Annotated in this window: 12 protein-coding genes; 5 read left to right on the top strand and 7 right to left on the bottom strand. The window is 48.5% G+C overall.

Translation table 11 applies throughout. The features are described from left to right. Positions 1-230: 230 nt before the first annotated feature. Positions 231-1,751, bottom strand: a complete 1,521-nt coding sequence (locus tag ACFQ1C_RS00435) for a fumarate hydratase (protein ID WP_379556563.1) — start codon at positions 1,749-1,751, stop codon at positions 231-233. 157 nt (positions 1,752-1,908) lie between these two features. Here ACFQ1C_RS00435 and pabB point away from each other — a divergent pair, with 157 nt between their 5' ends. Both pabB and ACFQ1C_RS00445 read left to right on the top strand, forming a co-directional pair. Continuing rightward, entirely contained in the window at positions 1,909-3,297 is a 1,389-nt protein-coding gene (pabB, locus tag ACFQ1C_RS00440) for an aminodeoxychorismate synthase component I (protein WP_379556564.1), read from the top strand. A 131-nt stretch (positions 3,298-3,428) separates the two neighbouring features. Beyond that, positions 3,429-3,992: a CoA pyrophosphatase gene (locus tag ACFQ1C_RS00445; RefSeq protein ID WP_379556565.1), complete on the top strand. Its 564-nt coding sequence runs from the start codon at positions 3,429-3,431 to the stop codon at positions 3,990-3,992. Positions 3,993-4,515: 523 nt separating this feature from the next. Here ACFQ1C_RS00445 and lpxM read toward each other — a convergent pair. The 6 genes from lpxM to ACFQ1C_RS00475 form a co-directional block, all read right to left on the bottom strand. Beyond that, complete coding sequence (lpxM, locus tag ACFQ1C_RS00450) at positions 4,516-5,484, bottom strand: lauroyl-Kdo(2)-lipid IV(A) myristoyltransferase (protein WP_379556566.1); 969 nt, start codon at positions 5,482-5,484, stop codon at positions 4,516-4,518. Positions 5,485-5,788: 304 nt separating this feature from the next. Continuing rightward, positions 5,789-6,559 carry a DUF3025 domain-containing protein gene (locus tag ACFQ1C_RS00455; protein ID WP_379556567.1) on the bottom strand — a complete coding sequence of 257 codons (771 nt, stop codon included), beginning with the start codon at positions 6,557-6,559 and terminating at the stop codon, positions 5,789-5,791. A gap of 477 nt (positions 6,560-7,036) precedes the next feature. Further along, complete coding sequence (locus ACFQ1C_RS00460; RefSeq protein WP_379556568.1) at positions 7,037-7,141, bottom strand: MetS family NSS transporter small subunit; 105 nt, start codon at positions 7,139-7,141, stop codon at positions 7,037-7,039. Then, positions 7,138-8,616, bottom strand: a complete 1,479-nt coding sequence (locus ACFQ1C_RS00465; protein WP_379556569.1) for a sodium-dependent transporter — start codon at positions 8,614-8,616, stop codon at positions 7,138-7,140. The genes ACFQ1C_RS00460 and ACFQ1C_RS00465 overlap by 4 nt, the downstream gene beginning before the upstream one ends. Before the next feature lie 139 nt (positions 8,617-8,755). Beyond that, the gene (locus tag ACFQ1C_RS00470; RefSeq protein ID WP_379556570.1) at positions 8,756-8,920 is read right to left on the bottom strand and encodes a hypothetical protein; all 165 of its coding nucleotides are present in this window, start codon (positions 8,918-8,920) and stop codon (positions 8,756-8,758) included. A 624-nt stretch (positions 8,921-9,544) separates the two neighbouring features. Further along, positions 9,545-10,915 carry an SLC13 family permease gene (locus tag ACFQ1C_RS00475; RefSeq protein WP_379556571.1) on the bottom strand — a complete coding sequence of 457 codons (1,371 nt, stop codon included), beginning with the start codon at positions 10,913-10,915 and terminating at the stop codon, positions 9,545-9,547. Positions 10,916-10,984: 69 nt separating this feature from the next. Between ACFQ1C_RS00475 and ACFQ1C_RS00480 the strand changes: the two genes are divergently transcribed. The 3 genes from ACFQ1C_RS00480 to ACFQ1C_RS00490 all read left to right on the top strand — a co-directional run bounded on the left by ACFQ1C_RS00480 (position 10,985) and on the right by ACFQ1C_RS00490 (position 17,155). Further along, positions 10,985-13,702: a hybrid sensor histidine kinase/response regulator gene (locus ACFQ1C_RS00480; protein ID WP_379556572.1), complete on the top strand. Its 2,718-nt coding sequence runs from the start codon at positions 10,985-10,987 to the stop codon at positions 13,700-13,702. A 920-nt stretch (positions 13,703-14,622) separates the two neighbouring features. After that, positions 14,623-15,876, top strand: coding sequence for a D-amino acid dehydrogenase (locus tag ACFQ1C_RS00485; protein WP_379556573.1), 1,254 nt, complete (start codon positions 14,623-14,625; stop codon positions 15,874-15,876). Between the two features lie 397 nt (positions 15,877-16,273). Further along, on the top strand, positions 16,274-17,155 hold the full coding sequence (locus tag ACFQ1C_RS00490) for an AEC family transporter (RefSeq protein ID WP_379556574.1): 882 nt from the start codon (positions 16,274-16,276) through the stop codon (positions 17,153-17,155). The last annotated feature ends 79 nt before the right edge of the window (positions 17,156-17,234 follow it).

Here is a 17,234-nt window from a genome sequence, read left to right on the forward strand (position 1 = left end):
CAACGCATATGCACAGCAACTTAATGCTGCTTAAACTGGTGTCTACTTTAGTCGGGCCATTCCACCTTCTAACTTCTTTGTTTTGCTCTTATCCAAAAAGGGTGCGGAGTCATTTTTGCATATATTTATAGCGAAATGACTCCGACCCCTTTTTATTATCGAAACAAAAACACCGAGCATAAGCTCGGTGTTTTTTCGTACGGCGTACGGCGTGAAACGTACAGCGGTATTTACTCGCTTAGGCGGGCATCCAGCTCTTCGATTTTGGCTTTCCAGATTGCTGGGCCGGAGACGTGGGCGTTATTGCCCTCACTGTCTACGGCAACCGTCACTGGCATGTCTTCTACGTCAAACTCGTAGATGGCTTCCATACCTAAGTCTTCAAAGGCCACCACGCGGGCTTTCTTCACGGCTTTGGCCACTAGGTAAGCGGCACCGCCTACGGCCATTAGGTACACGGCTTTATGCTGCTTAATAGACTCAACGGTAGCGGGGCCGCGTTCTGCCTTGCCGACCATGCCGATTAAACCGGCTTGCTCTAGCATCATGTCAGTAAACTTATCCATGCGGGTCGCAGTAGTGGGGCCTGCAGGGCCCACGGCTTCGTTACCAATGGCATCTACTGGGCCGACGTAATAAATAAAGCGGTCTTTAAAATCAACCGGCAATGGCTCGCCATTGGCCAACATTTCTTGAATACGCTTGTGCGCCGCATCGCGACCGGTCAATAGCTTGCCCGATAACAAGACCGTCTCGCCCATTTTCCACTCTTTGATGTCTGCACGGGTCACGGTGTTTAGGTCTACACGGCGCGCGCTATCGCCTACTTCCCAAGTCACTTCTGGCCAATCTTCTAGTCTTGGTGGCGTAAGTTCGGCAGGTCCTGAGCCGTTTAGCGTAAAGTGCACGTGACGGGTAGCGGCACAGTTGGGGATCATCACCACCGGCTTTGAAGCCGCATGTGTTGGGGTGGACATAATTTTAATGTCCACCACCGTAGTGAGTCCGCCTAGGCCTTGGGCACCAATACCCAGCTTATTGGCTCGTTCAAAGATGTCTAAGCGCAGTTTTTCTTCGGTGGTAACGGCGCCGCGCTCAATAAGCTCGTGAATATCCACCGGATCCATTAATGACTCTTTGGCCATCACCGCCGCTTTTTCGGCGGTGCCACCAATACCAATGCCCAGCATGCCCGGTGGGCACCAGCCCGCACCCATAGTGGGCAGTGTTTTGAGTACCCACTCGGCCACATCGTCCGACGGGTTAAGCATGGCCATTTTGGCCTTGTTTTCGGACCCACCGCCTTTGGCGGCAATGGCCACTTCCACTTCTGCACCTGGCACCATGTCGATGTGTACCACGGACGGGGTGTTGTCTTTGGTGTTGATACGCTTACCCGCCGGATCTGCCACAATCGAGGCGCGCAGCGGATTATCGGGATTTAGGTAGGCACGACGCACACCTTCATCCACCATTTCTTGTACCGTTAAATCACTGTCCCACTGCACTTGCATGCCGATTTTAACGAAGCAGGTCACAATACCCGTGTCTTGGCATAAAGGGCGATGTCCTTCGGCTGCCATGCGCGAGTTAATTAAAATTTGCGCTATAGCGTCTTTAGCGGCTTGGCTTTGTTCTTTTAAGTAGGCTTTTTCTAGCGCCTGCACAAAGTCTAACGGGTGATAGTAAGAAATATATTGCAGGGCATCGGCAACGGAGTCGATAAAGTCCTGTTTATTGATAATGCTCATCATTTCCTCGCAGGTTCGGCGTGAGTTCTGTTTAAAGGCGTAATGACCCAGACTATGCTCGGTATTGTTATAATGCCCGCTATGATACGCTTTGCGGCCCTAGGCTGGCCAGCCCGAGCGCCAGACCAGATGCCAAAACTGTCGAGTGGATTACATAATGGGACTGTCTTTACACATTCACAGCCAACCGTTTAGCGGTTCGGTGCATGATTTCTTTTCGCCTATCGCTCATTTACCTTGGGCGATGCTGCTTGAGTCGGGAGCCGCCAAGGGTGTTGATAGCCGTTTTCATATCCTGAGTGCCGAGCCGATCGCCACGCTGGTGACGGAAGGTGAGCAAACGGTGATCGATCATCAAAATCAGCGTCACACCTCAACGGAGTCACCTTTTTTCTTGTTAAAAACCTGGCAAGCAGAGCTTATTGGCGCGGTGAGCCTACCCGATGCATATCAGCATCTGCCATTTGCCGGCGGTGCACTGGGGTTGTTTAGTTACGATTTGGGTCGGCGGTTAGAGCGCCTGCCCAATCAAGCCATAAATGAGCTGGCCACGCCAGACATGGCGGTCGCGCTGGTCAAATGGGCGTGGGTGATTGATTGCCAGCAACATCTAGCACACTTAGTGGTGTTGGGTGATGAAAGCGCATTAAGCGCACGCTTGGCATGGTGGCAGGCTCAGCAAGAAGCAGCTAGTTCAGCTGCAGCCGCACCATTTAAGCTTACCGATGACTGGCACGCTAATAAAACCGCGGCGCAATATGAAGCCAGTTTTAATCGCGTGCAAGATTACTTAAGCGCCGGTGATTGCTATCAAATTAATTTAACGCTGCGCTTTAACAGTACCTTCAGTGGCGATTGCTGGCAGGCATATCGTCATTTAAGTGAGCATAATCAAGCACCGTTTTCGGCTTTCTTGCGATTGCCTACCAGTACGCTGCTCAGTCTGTCGCCCGAGCGCTTTATTGCTCTAGAAGGCCGACAAGTTGAAACCAAGCCCATTAAAGGTACGCGTCCAAGAGGGGCCACGGCCGAACAAGACCGAGCACTAGCTGCAGAGTTAGCGGTCGCTCCTAAAGATCGTGCCGAAAACTTGATGATAGTGGATTTATTGCGTAACGATATTGGCCGCGTATGCGTGCCCGGCTCAGTAAAAGTGCCGTCATTATTCGCCATAGAGTCATTTCCGGCGGTGCACCATTTGGTGTCGACCATTACCGGCGAGTTAACCCTAGGCTTAACCGGTGCCGACTTGCTGGAAGCGACCTTTCCTGGCGGCTCTATTACCGGTGCACCCAAGGTGCGGGCCATGGAAATTATCGAAGAGCTGGAAACCCATCGGCGTCACGCATATTGCGGCAGCATCGGGTATTTGAGCGCTCACGGGCGTATGGACACCAGCATTACTATTCGCACGCTAGTGGCCGAGCAAGACCGCTTATATTGCTGGGCAGGTGGCGGCATTGTCGCCGACTCTCAAGCGGATGATGAGTATCAGGAACTATTTGATAAGCTAGGCAAAATCTTACCCGTGTTAACAGAACTATAAAAAGCCGTACGCTTTACGCTTTACGTTGTACGTTGTACGCTGTAAGTCAAAGATAAACTGTGTTTATCTTTAGCGTATGGCGTATGGCGTAAGGCTTACCGCGATGTATTATGCTCTTCGGGTTTTGAACCATGACATTAGACGAATTAAAAACGCGCCTTAATTTATTGCCTCCGTTGCCGGATCCGCATTTGCCCGCTCATGCTTATCCGGCCGCGGTGCTGATGCCTGTGCTGCAAACTGGGCAGGGGCTAGAGCTGATATTAACGCGGCGTAGTCGTCACTTGCGTAATCATCCGGGGCAGGTGAGCTTTCCTGGGGGGCGAGTCGAAAGCACCGACACCAGCTTGTGGCATACCGCCGTGCGTGAAAGTTGGGAAGAAATCGGCTTGTTGCCCGAGTTATGCCAGCCATTAGCGCAACTGCAGGCGCAATATACGATATCGGATTTTGCACTCACGCCGTTTCTCGGGCTGATAGAGGGCTCGCCTGAGTTCAAGCTTAACCCTGGCGAAGTAGACGAGCTGTTTCAGGTACCGCTCGAGTATCTATTGGACTTGCGCCACCATCTCCTGTTTTATGCTAACCGCCAAGGACAGCGCCATCAGGTGGTGTTTATTCGCTGGCGTGGAGTATGGATTTGGGGCATTACCGCCGCCATTATCCATCAGCTCGCGCAACAAATTGCTCGTTAATAAGCGAACCTCTCTGTAGAGGCTGCTTTAGCTGGCCGCAAGGCACTATTTTTGCTCTTGCCAATAAAATCCTAGATCACTTTTCGCTTTTATCTCAGCTTAATTTTTCCGTGTCCTTCCGTGTATTCCGTGGCAAAAATAGCTTAGCTTTGGCTTTATGTTTCCCTCGGTACCCTTCACAAAAAACCGTCTTAAGTAATCTTGCGTAACTTATGTGGATACTAAGGCTAGCTTTTCTTTCTCGTCACCCTCGCGAAGGCGGGGGTCCAGTGTCTTTGCAGGAGAAGCGCAGGCTGACAAATCTGCGCCACAGACCCTGGATTCCCGTCCCCGCCTACGCGAGGATGACGTTCCTTCGGGAATGACGGCAGAACCACACCTGTTAAGCGGCATTACTTAGCGCTTTACGGCTTTGGCTTTTTGTTGCGTTGCTCTCTTGCTATCAACTTGCAGTCAATCCAGCCGACCAACCACATGGCGAGTGCGCCTACGCTTATCATCAGTAAATAATGTAGCCAGTCCATTAGCGCTTCCTTAGTTTACGAATACCAGCTTCATAACGGCCTTCGTCGCTATCTACTTGCGTTTGAAAGTACTTTAAAAACCACATGTATTGCTCTGGCCATTCGCCTAGCAAGGCTTCTATTTCTACGTTCATCGCTCGCGTGTCTGCTGCTAAGTCTTTGGTAGGGTAGGGGCTCATGGCGGGGCGTATGATCAACTCATAACGGTGCAGAGCTGTGTTGTATACGCTGAGCACGGGGACCACCTTAGCGCCGGTGAGCTTCACCAGTTTGGGCAACGCCGGTAGCGTGGCTTTTAATTGTGCAAAGAAGGGCACAAATAAGCTGGCCTCACGGCCGTGATCTTGATCCGGCAAATAAAAGAAGTGTTTGCCGCTTCGTATCGTTTTTATAACCGCCTTAATCCCCGCATCACGCTCATACACAATGCCGTTAAAACGCGCGCGTTGTCGGTTAATAAACCAATCAAACACTTGGTTTTTAGCGCTGTGCATCATGGTGCACATCGGCAAACCTAACGAGGTAAGATACAGGCCACCGGCATCAATCGCCCAGGTATGGGGGATCATAAAAATAATTTTTTCATCCGCAGCCAAGCACGCATCTAAGTGTTCTTGGCCCTGCACCACAAAGCGGCTTTGCAAATACTCACGGCTGCGAGCGGTCCATTCGCCATAGCCGATAAAGCTCATTAAACCGGCACGAATAGAGTCTGCTAGCATTTTCTCTATCTCTGGTGCCGACAGCTCAGGAAAGCACAGCTCAATGTTGGTACGGGCAATATAGCAGGGCTTTTTGGCAAAGCGGATCAGTAACGGCGTAAATGCACCGGCAAATGAATCGCGCGCCCGCACGGGCAACCAAGCCAGTAACCACAGGGCAGCAATGGCAAGCCAGGTGAGCCAATATTTGGGATGCAAATAGTGGCGCTTAAATTCAAGGTCATAAACGGGGTCGGCCAGAGACACAACAAGATCCTTTTTAGAAATAGACGGCAAGTGTAAGAAAAAACACGTAATAAATCATCAAACCTAACCCTATTTTTGCCACGGTATACACGGAACGACACGGAAGAAGGGCAAGACCTAAAATAATATTTCAGCGTAAGAGCGACTAACTAAAAGGTTATACCTAACTCTAGCTACAAATCACGAGTTCTAGGTCTGCCCTTACCCCATGATTCTTATCTTGGTTTTTAATCTTTTTTCCGTGTTCTTCCGTGTATTCCGTGGCGAGAAAGTCTTTGGTCGCGGTTTTTAACTGTTCAACCCTTCACTTACGGCGGCGTGGGCGAAAATAACCCTGATTTTGATAAAAGGTCGGGTCTTCATTGTCAGCCCACCAGCCCGGGATCCCCAACATGGGGAGCGGCCGCAATGGGCGGGGTTGATCAAACAGCGCCCGTTGTTCAAGCTCCGCTGCTAGTTTACGGTCTAGCAGGGTGTAGCGCTGTGTAAGGGGTAGCTTAAAAAACTCAGCAGACATCTCTACAATCACGCATTTTGCCGTCATACCAATAAAAGGCGCTAGCGCTTGCTCATATAATGCATGGCCAAACACAAACGGTTGCCAATGTTTACCCCAACGGTGGCGCTGGTCAATAAACAGCTGTTGCCAGTCGTGATCGCACAGCCATTGTTCTATTTCTGCTTTATTGGCAACCGCTAACACCATGCCGCACTCATCAAAATGCGTGACACGGTCGCGCCTTGGGGTACGCCGCAAGCCAAGTGTTTGAATATCAGCCATGTGTAAGCGATTCAGCAAGGTTTTGGTCTTGGGGTATAGCGCCCAAATAACGGCGCCAAAAAAGTCATGCCAGCTTGCGGCCCTCGTGGGCACCAGCCCTTGTTCTACGGCTTGCTCGTAATAGCAGTTTAGCGCGATAAAGTCGTTATCATCAATAAAACGTACTGGCAGCTGTGCGCCCAGCGTTTGGTTGAGTTCGCTCACCGTAGGCCAATCTACCCAAGGCACGTTAATTGGCTCAGCCAGCTGCGCCAGCACGGCGTTACGCTGGGTAACGTTCGCATCCCAATCCATATTCAACACCCGTAGCACAAAAACAAGCAAGCATACCCCACAACGACGCTAAGCGCTAAGCTTCAGGCGCCAAACCAGAAGCAAACACCACGGCTGAAGAGATAACCCATTTTTGCAACGGAAAAACACGGAACGCACGGAAAAATTAACATGAGATAAGTACGAAAAGGTCCAAGGGATTTTATAGGTAAGAGCAAAACAAAGAAGTTAGAGGGGCATTAGGTCACCCTTCACTCTTCACCGGTTTTTATTCAGATTTGCTCGCTATTTTTCTGTGGCTGTCGTTGCAAAGGGGCTTTAAGTAGCCCCACGCTTTAGCTGTGGCTTTCCTTCGGTACCTGCTTTGAGTTACAGCGTATGGCGTAAAGCGTACAGCTGTTTTTAAGCCAGAAAGCAGAAAGCCAACCCAAGACGTGTCTTGGATTGGCTTTTATTCAACATTGTTCAGCTAGGCGCTTAGCGCTTAGCACTGTGTCGTTATTCGTCTTTGTTGGCCTTCATGGCACGGCGAATACACAGAGCGGCACCGCCCCACGTTAGGCCAAGGCCAATGACGAGCATAATAATGGCGCCTGTGGTCATATTTTGTTCTCCTGCTTGCTGCTCAGGTTGATGATAATGGACACTACCAGCATGGTGGCAATCATGCCCCAGCCAATGTAGGTCACTTCACTGTCCGCATAGCCGCCGTAGTTTTCCATAAAGGCCGTCTTGATGTTGTTAAACAAAATGACCACCAACATGGCAATAGAGACAAACTTAATGCACACGGCCCACCAGTTACCGATGGTAAATTCCGAGATACTGTTGGCATGGGCACGAAAATCTTGCAAGCGGCACAACCAGCCCACCAACAACAGCTCAAGCAGGCAAGAGCCAAGCAGGGCGATGTTATTAATGAAGTAGTCAACCAAGTCCAACAGCAATAAGCCGCCTTGAGTAATAAACATCATGCTGACCACTAAGCCAACAGAACAAAACACGGTGGCCGTTTTAGGACGGCTCCAGCCTAGCTTGTCCATTAGACCGGTGGTGACGGCTTCGGCAATAGAAATATGCGAGCTAATACCGGCGAACATCAGTGCCAAGAAGAACAGCGGGCCCATTACACCGGGTGCAGGCAGCAAATTAATGGCGGTCGGCAGCGTAACAAACGCTAAGCCCACACCAGAGCTCACCACATCGGTTAAGGCTTTGTCTTGTGCATTGGCCATATAACCTAGGGCGCCAAAAATCATAATACCCGCAAGAATAGAAAAGCCGCAGTTCATTAATACCGTCATAAAGGCGTTGTTATTAATGTCGGATTTCTCGGGCAAGTAGCTGGCGTAAGACAGCATAATCGCGAAGCCCACACTCAGGGTAAAGAAGATCTGACCGTAAGCGGCCGACCACACTTTAAGATCCCAAATTTTACTAAAATCAGGCTCTAGCAACCAGTTAATGCCATTTAATGCGCCGGGCAAGAATATAATTCGGCCAATTAGCAGCAGCACCATGACGAACAGCAAGGGCATAAGTACCTTGTTGACCTTTTCGATACCACCTTTTACACCACGATAAGTAGCAAAATAGGTAGCCGCCCATGCCAAGCACAGCGGGAACAACAAGTTCCATTGCAGGTTACCTAAGTTAGACGGAGCACTGTCGTCGCCTAGGCCTAAAAACTCGCCAAAGAAAAAGGCGTTGCTGTCTTCGCCCCAGGCTTGAGTAAAGGCAAAATAAGCAAACGAAATCGCCCAAGCAATAACCACCACATAATAGAAGGCGATAATGGCGGAAATCATCACCTGAAACCAACCTAGCCACTCAAACTTGTTGTTGAGCGCACGTAAGGTTTTAGGCGCGCCGGAGCGATATTTATGACCCAGAGTAAACTCTAAAATCATAAAGGGGATACCTGCGGTGAGCATGGCAAACAAATAAGGAATGAAAAAGGCGCCACCGCCGTTTTCGTATGCCATATAAGGGAAGCGCCAGATATTACCTAATCCTACGGCCGAGCCTACCGCCGCCAAGATAAATCCAGTGCGAGAACCCCACTGTTCTCGTTTCATAATCATTCCTTAAATCAATAAAATCAAAGTTAGTAATAGATAGCCGACGAGGAGAATAGGTAGCCAGCGACGTTAAATCAACGTGATCACTGGTCGAACAAGCAGAGATTGCTCTTGAGTTTGCGGGTGGTGAGTGCCGTTAGTGGTGATTATTGTTGCTTTGTGTTGTTAATGCAGTGTTATCTGTTGCGTGTCTTTTGTTTTCTGGTTGATATGTGTTTTTTGCATGATGAGCATAATCGTCGACAGTTAATGCATTTTGTAGTGGTGACTGCTGTTTGGTGTTTTCTGTATAATTATTCATTATTAACCACCATGCTAGGCGATCTCTTCTGGTTTGGTGCGTAAGTGTCTGTCATATGTGCTTGATTATGTATTGGCGCACTCTTGAGCGTCTTTTAGGCCGTACCGCACATTATTGTGCGAGTGATACCAATCTAAGTCAAAATCTGATCTAGTTTAAAATCGGATACGAGAGGAAACAGAGTCAGCTCCCACGACACGCCATAAACCCATCCCTGGGGGCTCAGGAAATGCCATCCCTGGCATTGTCACGGTCGTGGGAGCCGATCTCTGTTGCCTCTCCTTAAGCTCTGAGCTGTCTGTAAAGCGTACCAACAGGCGACCTCGCAGCCTAGGGACGGATAAAGAGATCGGCTCCACCGACCATCACATAACAGGGATGTTATGTGTTTGAGCGTCACACGGATGTGCTTGCAGCGGGTCGGTGGAGTTGACTCTTTGTTCGGCTTTTATACAAACAAAAATAGTTCAGTTAGTTTTCCAGATTGGTATGAATTCGCCTCTGTCCAACCGCAGTGCCAAGAACTCCCGACCTTCGTTAGTCATAAAGCAGAAAGCCAACCCAAGACACCGTCTAGGGTTGGCTTTTTATGAAGCATTAACGGCTCCACATTCTACCAAGCGGTTATTGTCCAAATAAGTAGAAATAGCCGGACAACAAGCCAATGCAGGTAATGTTTAACACCATGCCTGCGCGCATCATGTCTTTTTGTCGAATAAAACCAGAACCAAACACAATGGCGTTAGGTGGCGTTGCCACCGGCAGCATAAAGGCACACGAGGCTGATACCGCTATCACCGATGCTACCATTACCGGCGGTAGGCCCAAGCCTTCAGACACAGCCACAAATACCGGGATCAGCAGTGCTGCACTGGCGGTATTAGAAGCAAGCTCGGTTAAAAACACCACGAAGGCAGTAATGGCCAACAGAATAATAAACGGATTAGCATCACCCAACATATCTGCTAGGTGGTGAGCCAAAAACAGACTAGTGCCGGTTTCTTTTAGTACATGGCTGAGCGTTAAACCACCACCAAACAGCAGCAATACGCCCCAGTCGGTATGCTTTTCAATATTTTTCCACTCGGCTACTCGCGTAATACCAATTAAGGCGATGGCCAGCAAGGCAACTATGGTGTCAAAAGACGCCAACCCGCCCAACGCTTTAGACACGGGGCCCGAAAATACCCACAAAAATACGGTAATGGCAAAAATACCCAGCGTGGTTTTACGCTTGCCGGTCCACGTAATGCGCTCGCCGCTAAACTCAATACGCTCGTTCAAGGTGGGGCGGAATAACAAATACAACACCACAATCGCAATCGGAAGTAGTATCAAGGTAATTGGCAAGCCTAATGCCATCCACTCACTAAAGCTCAAACCCACTTCAGCCGCTGCAATGGCGTTGGGTGGGCTGCCTACTAGGGTTGCAATACCACCGATGCTGGCGCTGTAAGCGACGCCAAGCAATACAAAAAGATAGGTATTATTATGGCGTTTAGAGTCCAAACAGCTAAGCAAGCCCAATGCCAGTGGTAGCATCATGGCCGTAGTGGCGGTGTTACTTATCCACATAGATAAAAAAGCGGCCGTTGCAAACAGCAAGAGCACGGCGGCATCGAGTCGGCCGTTCGCCATGCGCAGAATTCGGCTGGCGATGAGTCGGTCTAGTTGCTGGCTGTGCATGGCCGCGGCTAATGCAAAGCCACCTAAAAATAGAAAAATAATCGAGTTCGAAAAGTTACTGAGGGCGGAGCTGGTCGTTAAAATTCCGAGTAAAGCCGCTAACAGAGGTACCATAAGGGCAGTAATGGTAATATGCAGGGCTTCGGTGAGCCAAAGTACGGCAATAAACACCAGCAGGCTAAGACCTTTGGTTACGCCGGGCTCAAATGGTAGTGTGTTAAGCATCACTAAAAATAAAATTAGGTTAGCGCTTAAAATCCCCCACTTTGGCCTTATATTTATATCTTGTTGTGGAATCTCATTAGACATGCTTTTCTCTCGTCACATTATTGTTTTTTCAAAGCTTGTGAGTATATCACCAGTCCTTAGGAGTAAAAGATGACGATGGTGGCAAAACGGCTAAAACCTTTTGCACGAGGCAGGGCGTTGTTGATGTACGGTCTGCTGCTATCGCCATTACTCCTGGCTTATACGGCGAGTCAGTACTGGCTACATCGCTATTACAACGCGTTAGAGCTACAGATAGCACCGGTGGTTAGCGCACTAGAGAATCTACAGCACGAAGTGATAATCAGTAACGAAAACAGTAAACAATTGAATAGTAAGGTAGTGGCATTGTCTTTGGCTACATCAGGCTTTATCGATTTTATTCAACAAGCAGGCTCTCCGTTAACCGGCTCAGATAATCTGATTGATTTACTTGAACAATATCAGAAAAATATACACATGTTACAAGACGCCGACATGCGTAGTCGTTATGCACTCAACGCCTTTGCTGACAAAGTACAAGCTTTGCCCGCATCGCCGTATAGCGACCAATATCGCGTGTTACTGCAACGCAGCCAGCAGTACCTTAATGTCACTAACCCTATATTGTTGTATACGCTGGATGAAGACGCCGGCCGTTTACAGCAAGAAATGGGCGATAATCAACAAGACCCCCGTTACTTTTTTCAGCTTTATCGGCAAAGCCTCGAACAACTGGTGCAGTTACGCTATGAGCTGCTGGCAGACGATAACAGCGCGCTGTTAACTTATAGCAAAGCATGGCGCCAACAGGTTGATGGTAGTTGGCAAAAAACGATGTTAATGCTGTTTTTAATGCTGTTACTTGGCTTTAGTTTAGCTTTAGTGATGCTGATGTTACGCAACCGCCAACTGCGAGAAACCAGCCAAGCCGCCTTAGAGTTAACACAGTCTAAAACTGATTTTCTGGCTAACATGAGCCACGAAATACGCACGCCCATGAATGCCATCATTGGCTTTGCATCCTTGCTACAACAAACCCCCTTGGTCATGCAGCAGCAGCAATATTTAAAGAAAATTAAAAACTCATCCGACAACTTACTGTTATTGATTAACGATATTTTAGACTTAACTAAAGTAGAGGCGGGCAAGCTGGAATTAGAGGACATAGAGTTTGATCTCAACGAGCAACTGGAGCGGTTATCGGGCTTATTTTCCGATATGTCTGAACACAAGCAGCTAGAAGTCATTATTATCAAAGACCCCGCAGTACCGTCAAATTTACGCGGAGATCCGCTGCGCTTAGGTCAGGTACTCGTCAATTTGGTCAACAATGCCGTTAAGTTTACCGAGCGCGGAGAAGTGGTGCTTGCAGTTTCTATTAGTAACGACCCCGAACCACAATTATGCTTTGTGATCACCGACACCGGCATTGGCATTTTACCTGAAAAATTAGAGGGCCTTTTTCATTCCTTTACTCAAGTAGACGCAAGCACCACGCGTAAATATGGCGGCTCGGGATTAGGCCTGAGCATTACTCAGCACCTTGTAAAATTGATGCAAGGCACTATTAGTGTCATCAGCCAACCGGGGCAGGGTTCTTGCTTTAGCGTTAATTTGCCACTGCAAGCAGCTACCACGGTGCGATCTGAAATCAGCCCCCGTTTTAAAGGGCGAAAAGTATTACTGGTAGACGACAATAGCTTAGTCGTAGAGGTGCTCGGCCAACTGCTTCGCCAACAAAAAATGGTGGTATACAGTGCGCCAGACATACTGGGTGCTAAAGAAATGCTATTAAAACTAGGTAGCGAACTGGACGTCATGCTCATTGATTACCGCTTAGGGCAAGACAGTGGCCTAGATTTGGCGCGATTTGTACAGCAGCAACCCCATCTAAGCCACATTAAGTTGGCACTTACCAGCGCGTTTGGCCAAGACCGACTAGCAGCGCAAATGCGCAAGCTCGGCTTAACGTATTATTTGCCTAAGCCCGTCACCGAATATAGCTTAAAGCACTGCCTGCAACAGTTGTTAGAGTGCGGCTCAGTTGAACAGGAAGCGTCACCGGGCGCAAATCTATTAGACTTGTCTTATTATCGAAACCAGTTACGCGGCAAAAAAATATTGTTGGCAGAAGATAATCGCATGAACCAACAACTTATTGTGGAGTTTTTAAAGCAAGTGAATGTGGCGGTTACCTTGGCAGATAACGGCCGCCAAGCAGTAGAGCTGATGATTACACACAGTTTTGATGCCATTTTAATGGACCTACAAATGCCCATACTCGATGGCATTGAGGCCACGCGGCAAATTCGCAAGTTTAGTACCAATCACAACATTCCCATTATCGCGCTCACGGCCAGCGCCATGCGCGGTGATCGAGAAGCCAGCTTGGCGGCGGGCATGAACAACTATGTAACTAAACCGGTGAACCGTTTTGATTTATACCAAGCGCTGACACAGGTATTGTCACCCTCGGCAAGCGCGCTAAGTCCGACTCCGGCTACGCCATCCTTATCCAGCACACACAGCCTAGAGGCTGCATTACTGCAGAGTAAGTTGCAGAGTAAGCTGAAAAGTAAGTTGAACGATCAGCGCGAGTTTATTGATCAGCACCAAGACGTTGGTTGGTTATTACAAGCATTAGTGGCAGCACAAGACTGGTCGCAAGCCCAGCAACTAATGAACGCACTGGCAGAAAAAGCCAAAGCCTGTGACTTATTATTATTACTTGAGCCAATACATAATGTGCGGCTCTCACTAGAGCGTGAACAAAGACCTTCGGTTGAGCAAATAAGCGCATTAACCCACCAACTCGCAGAAATAAAGCGCATGCAGGCCGAGCTCTAAGGGCAATGTTGAATGCTTAATTTTTAATGTTGAATGATGAACAAAGCATCGCGCAAATCCTACCAAACCACGACCCTCGACACCTTCCCTGGTGCGGAGGGTCGGCGGAACAGACACACTCTACCCTCCCATGGGCACGGAGTTGCCTAGATTTGTAGGCGAACGCTTGCTCTCGCATTGTGCCGCAGGCGCAAATCAGTTGCTTTCGGGCAGCAGCTCGATTTAAATCTATCTAAGTAAAAAAACACAGAGCAAACACCCCATCACGAACGTAGATACTCTGTTGGGTGTCAAGGTCTCACGTTAGTTTTGTAGGTTGGTCTCTTTTAGGTCGTGCCACCATTATTGTGCGAATAAATTCGCCCCTACAAAAAACAAGGAGCCATCCTGAGCGTAGGGTCGCCTTATTTAGGCAAAGAGTATTCGACCTCTTTAGGCCCAGCTATTATTTTTGTGCGAATGTTCTTTATTCAAAACATGGCCCCTAGACAACACGCCCCCTGTTGACTCTACTTCTTATAATATGAGTAATAGTGCGACAGTATACGTGCTCGAAACCTTTGTTCGGCAGTTATGCAAGGCGAGCCGACTACATTACGCCACCTCATTCTTACTTTTAATACAATCAAAAGATGTGACTAAGTGACAGGCTTCGCGCTTCCAGCTTCATCACCTCTCTCTTTTCATTAAAATGATGTCGTTGTCACATAAATTTATAGTTAGAGTTTAATTTCAATAGTTAGCGTAAGGGTAGAATTATATTCTGTAGCACAAACACCTTACAGATAAAGAGATAACCCACGGGGTTGCTGGCCATATGCTGCTTATTTTGTGATTAGCTGGCGATATTTTTTACTCTGGATTTTCTGTCTTTTTTAGAGGATATTCTCGCTATTGAAGCATCTTGCTTGGGGGAAGTGATGAAAGTATTAGTATTAGGAAGTGGCGTAGTGGGTGTAACCAGCGCTTGGTATCTTGCACAACAAGGCCACGAAGTAACGGTTATTGACCGCCAGCCAGATGCTGCTGAAGAAACCAGTTTTGCTAATGCAGGCCAGTTGTCTTTTGGTATGAGCTCGCCTTGGGCAGCGCCGGGCATCCCGCTTAAAGCTATTAAGTGGATGTTTCAGTCTCATGCGCCCTTAAAAGTGCGTCCTAGCCTTAATCCTGCGCAGTGGCAGTTTATGTTTTCTATGTTGGCCAACTGTAATGAAAAATCATACAGCGTGAATAAATCACGCATGGTGCGGGTATCTGAATATAGCCGCCAGTGCGTTAATAGCCTGCAAGATGAGCTGCAACTGCCGTTTGAAGGCCGTAAAAAAGGGCTGCTGCAGGTATTTCGTACCCAAAAACAAATTGATGACGCCGCAAAAGACATCAAAGTACTGCAAGAGTTTAATGTACCCCACAGCATGCTCAGCGTAGCAGACTGTATTGCTAACGAACCGGCGCTGGCGCGAGTAAAAGATAAGTTAGTAGGCGGCTTACACTTTCCTGCGGATCAAACCGGTGACTGTAACTTATTCACCAAATCATTAGTGAAAAAGTGTCAGCAGCTGGGAGTGGTGTTTAAATTTAATACCGAAATAAAAGCACTGGTGAATGACGGCGACCAAATTAAAGGCGTACAAACTTCAAATGGCTTAGAAACTGCCGATCAGGTACTGGTGTGCATGGGCAGCTATTCGCCGTTCTTGTTGCGCCCGCTGGGCATTCGTCTGCCGGTATATCCTGTTAAAGGTTATTCACTGACCCTAGATGTGAAAAGCGATGTTGATGCGCCGCAGTCCACCATCATGGATGAAACTTATAAAGTTGCCATTACGCGATTTGATAATCGCATTCGTGCTGCTGGCACCGCTGAGCTGGCTGACTTTAATACCGACCTGCCCAAGGCTCGTCGCGACACCATTTCCGAGTCGGTAAGAAGTTTATTTCCCGAAGGTGGCAACTTAGAAGAAGCCCAGTTCTGGAGCGGTTTCCGCCCCATGACCCCAGACGGCACGCCTGTTATTGGTGCTACTCGTTATAAAAACCTGTGGTTGAATACCGGCCACGGCACCCTGGGTTGGACCATGGGCCCGGGCTCAGGCAAATTAATTGCCGATCTAATTAGTGGTCATAAGCCCGAAATTGACGACAGTGGCTTAGCCATTAGCCGTTACGGCTAATTCATTTTCGCAAGCCCAGTAGGGCGGCTAGACAGCAGTATATTAAGGCGCCATAATGGCGCCTTTTTAATGCCTGTTAGAAAGTAGCCGAGCCGAAGAGACAAGCCACTTTTGCAACGGAAGCCGCAAAGAACACGGAAAATAGCGAGCAAATCTGAAGAATAGCAATCTGGAAAACTAACCGATCAGATTTTTATGTCTTCTGTAGGGTCGATTTCAATCGACCAAAAACCATAGCACGGCCTAAAGAGGTCGAATACTCCTTGCCTAAATAAGGCGACCCTACGCTTGGGGTTGGTAAGTGAATTCCGTTGCCAAGAGGTTTTGCGTCTCAAGGGCTAACACCGTCTTTTGTTGTGCTTGGCGCCGGACGCTCGGCGCTGATATTAAGGTACCTATGTTTTCAACCTTACTGAACATCGTTATTCCCGTGTTTGCCGTGGTGTCCGTGGGCTTTGTATTTGGCCGTCGCCAACGTAATACCGACATGAGCTTTGTCAACTTGGCCAACGTGGCGGTATTTTGCCCCGCATTAGTATTTTCGGCACTTATCGCCAACCCAATACAAATAGGCACCAGCTGGCCGCTGATTGTGGCGGGTGTTTTGGTGATCTTGTTGCCGGGGTTGATGCTATGCCTATTCAAGTTTAAGGGGCTGGAGCGGCGCACCTTAGTGCTAGGTGGCATGTTTCGTAACACCGGCAATATTGGCATACCGTTGATGATGCTCGCGTACGGTGACGATAAGCTAGGCGCCATTATCATTTTGTTTGTGTTATCTAACGTTATTCATTTCTCTCTTGGCCTGTTTATCTTGTCACATGAGGCCGGGCGCTGGCAGTGGCTTAAAAGTCCCATATTGTGGGCGGCAACATTGGGCTTGTTGCTCGCAGAGCATCGCAGTGCCTTACCTGAATTTGTTTACACCAGTGCCGACCTGCTGGGGCAAATTGCGGTACCGCTAATGTTATTTGCCTTAGGCGTGCGCTTAGCCAGTGGCGAGGTGGGCGAACTCGGCTTGGCCTTTAAGGTCAATATGAGCTATTTGCTGGCCGGTGCTCTTAGTTTGTTGCTGGTGGCGTGGTGGTTGCCACTCACCTCTGAGTGGCTGCAATTATTAGCGTTGTCGGTCATGTTGCCACCGGCGGTGCTTAATTACTTATTGTGTGAGCAATACCAATGCCAGCCGAATAAAATGGCCAGCATCGTGTTGTTGGGTAACCTTATGTCGGTGTTGACCATTCCTCTGGTCATTTATTTAACGCTGACGTTTCTGTGAACACCATTAATATCAATCAATGAGAAAGCGTGATAGAACTCATAATTAAAGTTGTATTACTTTGGTAATCTATTGTTTC

The organism is Oceanisphaera ostreae (assembly GCF_042676125.1).
GTDB lineage: Bacteria > Pseudomonadota > Gammaproteobacteria > Enterobacterales > Aeromonadaceae > Oceanimonas > Oceanimonas ostreae.

Bases quoted from the DNA above. Each gene is read 5' to 3' on its own strand.
- ACFQ1C_RS00480 (WP_379556572.1), top strand. From the start codon at position 10,985: ATGACGATGGTGGCAAAACGGCTAAAACCTTTTGCACGAGGCAGGGCG.
- ACFQ1C_RS00470 (WP_379556570.1), bottom strand. From the start codon at position 8,920: ATGAATAATTATACAGAAAACACCAAACAGCAGTCACCACTACAAAAT.
- ACFQ1C_RS00465 (WP_379556569.1), bottom strand. From the start codon at position 8,616: ATGAAACGAGAACAGTGGGGTTCTCGCACTGGATTTATCTTGGCGGCG.
- ACFQ1C_RS00445 (WP_379556565.1), top strand. From the start codon at position 3,429: ATGACATTAGACGAATTAAAAACGCGCCTTAATTTATTGCCTCCGTTG.
- ACFQ1C_RS00460 (WP_379556568.1), bottom strand. From the start codon at position 7,141: ATGACCACAGGCGCCATTATTATGCTCGTCATTGGCCTTGGCCTAACG.
- ACFQ1C_RS00455 (WP_379556567.1), bottom strand. From the start codon at position 6,559: ATGGATTGGGATGCGAACGTTACCCAGCGTAACGCCGTGCTGGCGCAG.
- ACFQ1C_RS00485 (WP_379556573.1), top strand. From the start codon at position 14,623: ATGAAAGTATTAGTATTAGGAAGTGGCGTAGTGGGTGTAACCAGCGCT.
- pabB (WP_379556564.1), top strand. From the start codon at position 1,909: ATGGGACTGTCTTTACACATTCACAGCCAACCGTTTAGCGGTTCGGTG.
- ACFQ1C_RS00490 (WP_379556574.1), top strand. From the start codon at position 16,274: ATGTTTTCAACCTTACTGAACATCGTTATTCCCGTGTTTGCCGTGGTG.
- ACFQ1C_RS00475 (WP_379556571.1), bottom strand. From the start codon at position 10,915: ATGTCTAATGAGATTCCACAACAAGATATAAATATAAGGCCAAAGTGG.
- ACFQ1C_RS00435 (WP_379556563.1), bottom strand. From the start codon at position 1,751: ATGAGCATTATCAATAAACAGGACTTTATCGACTCCGTTGCCGATGCC.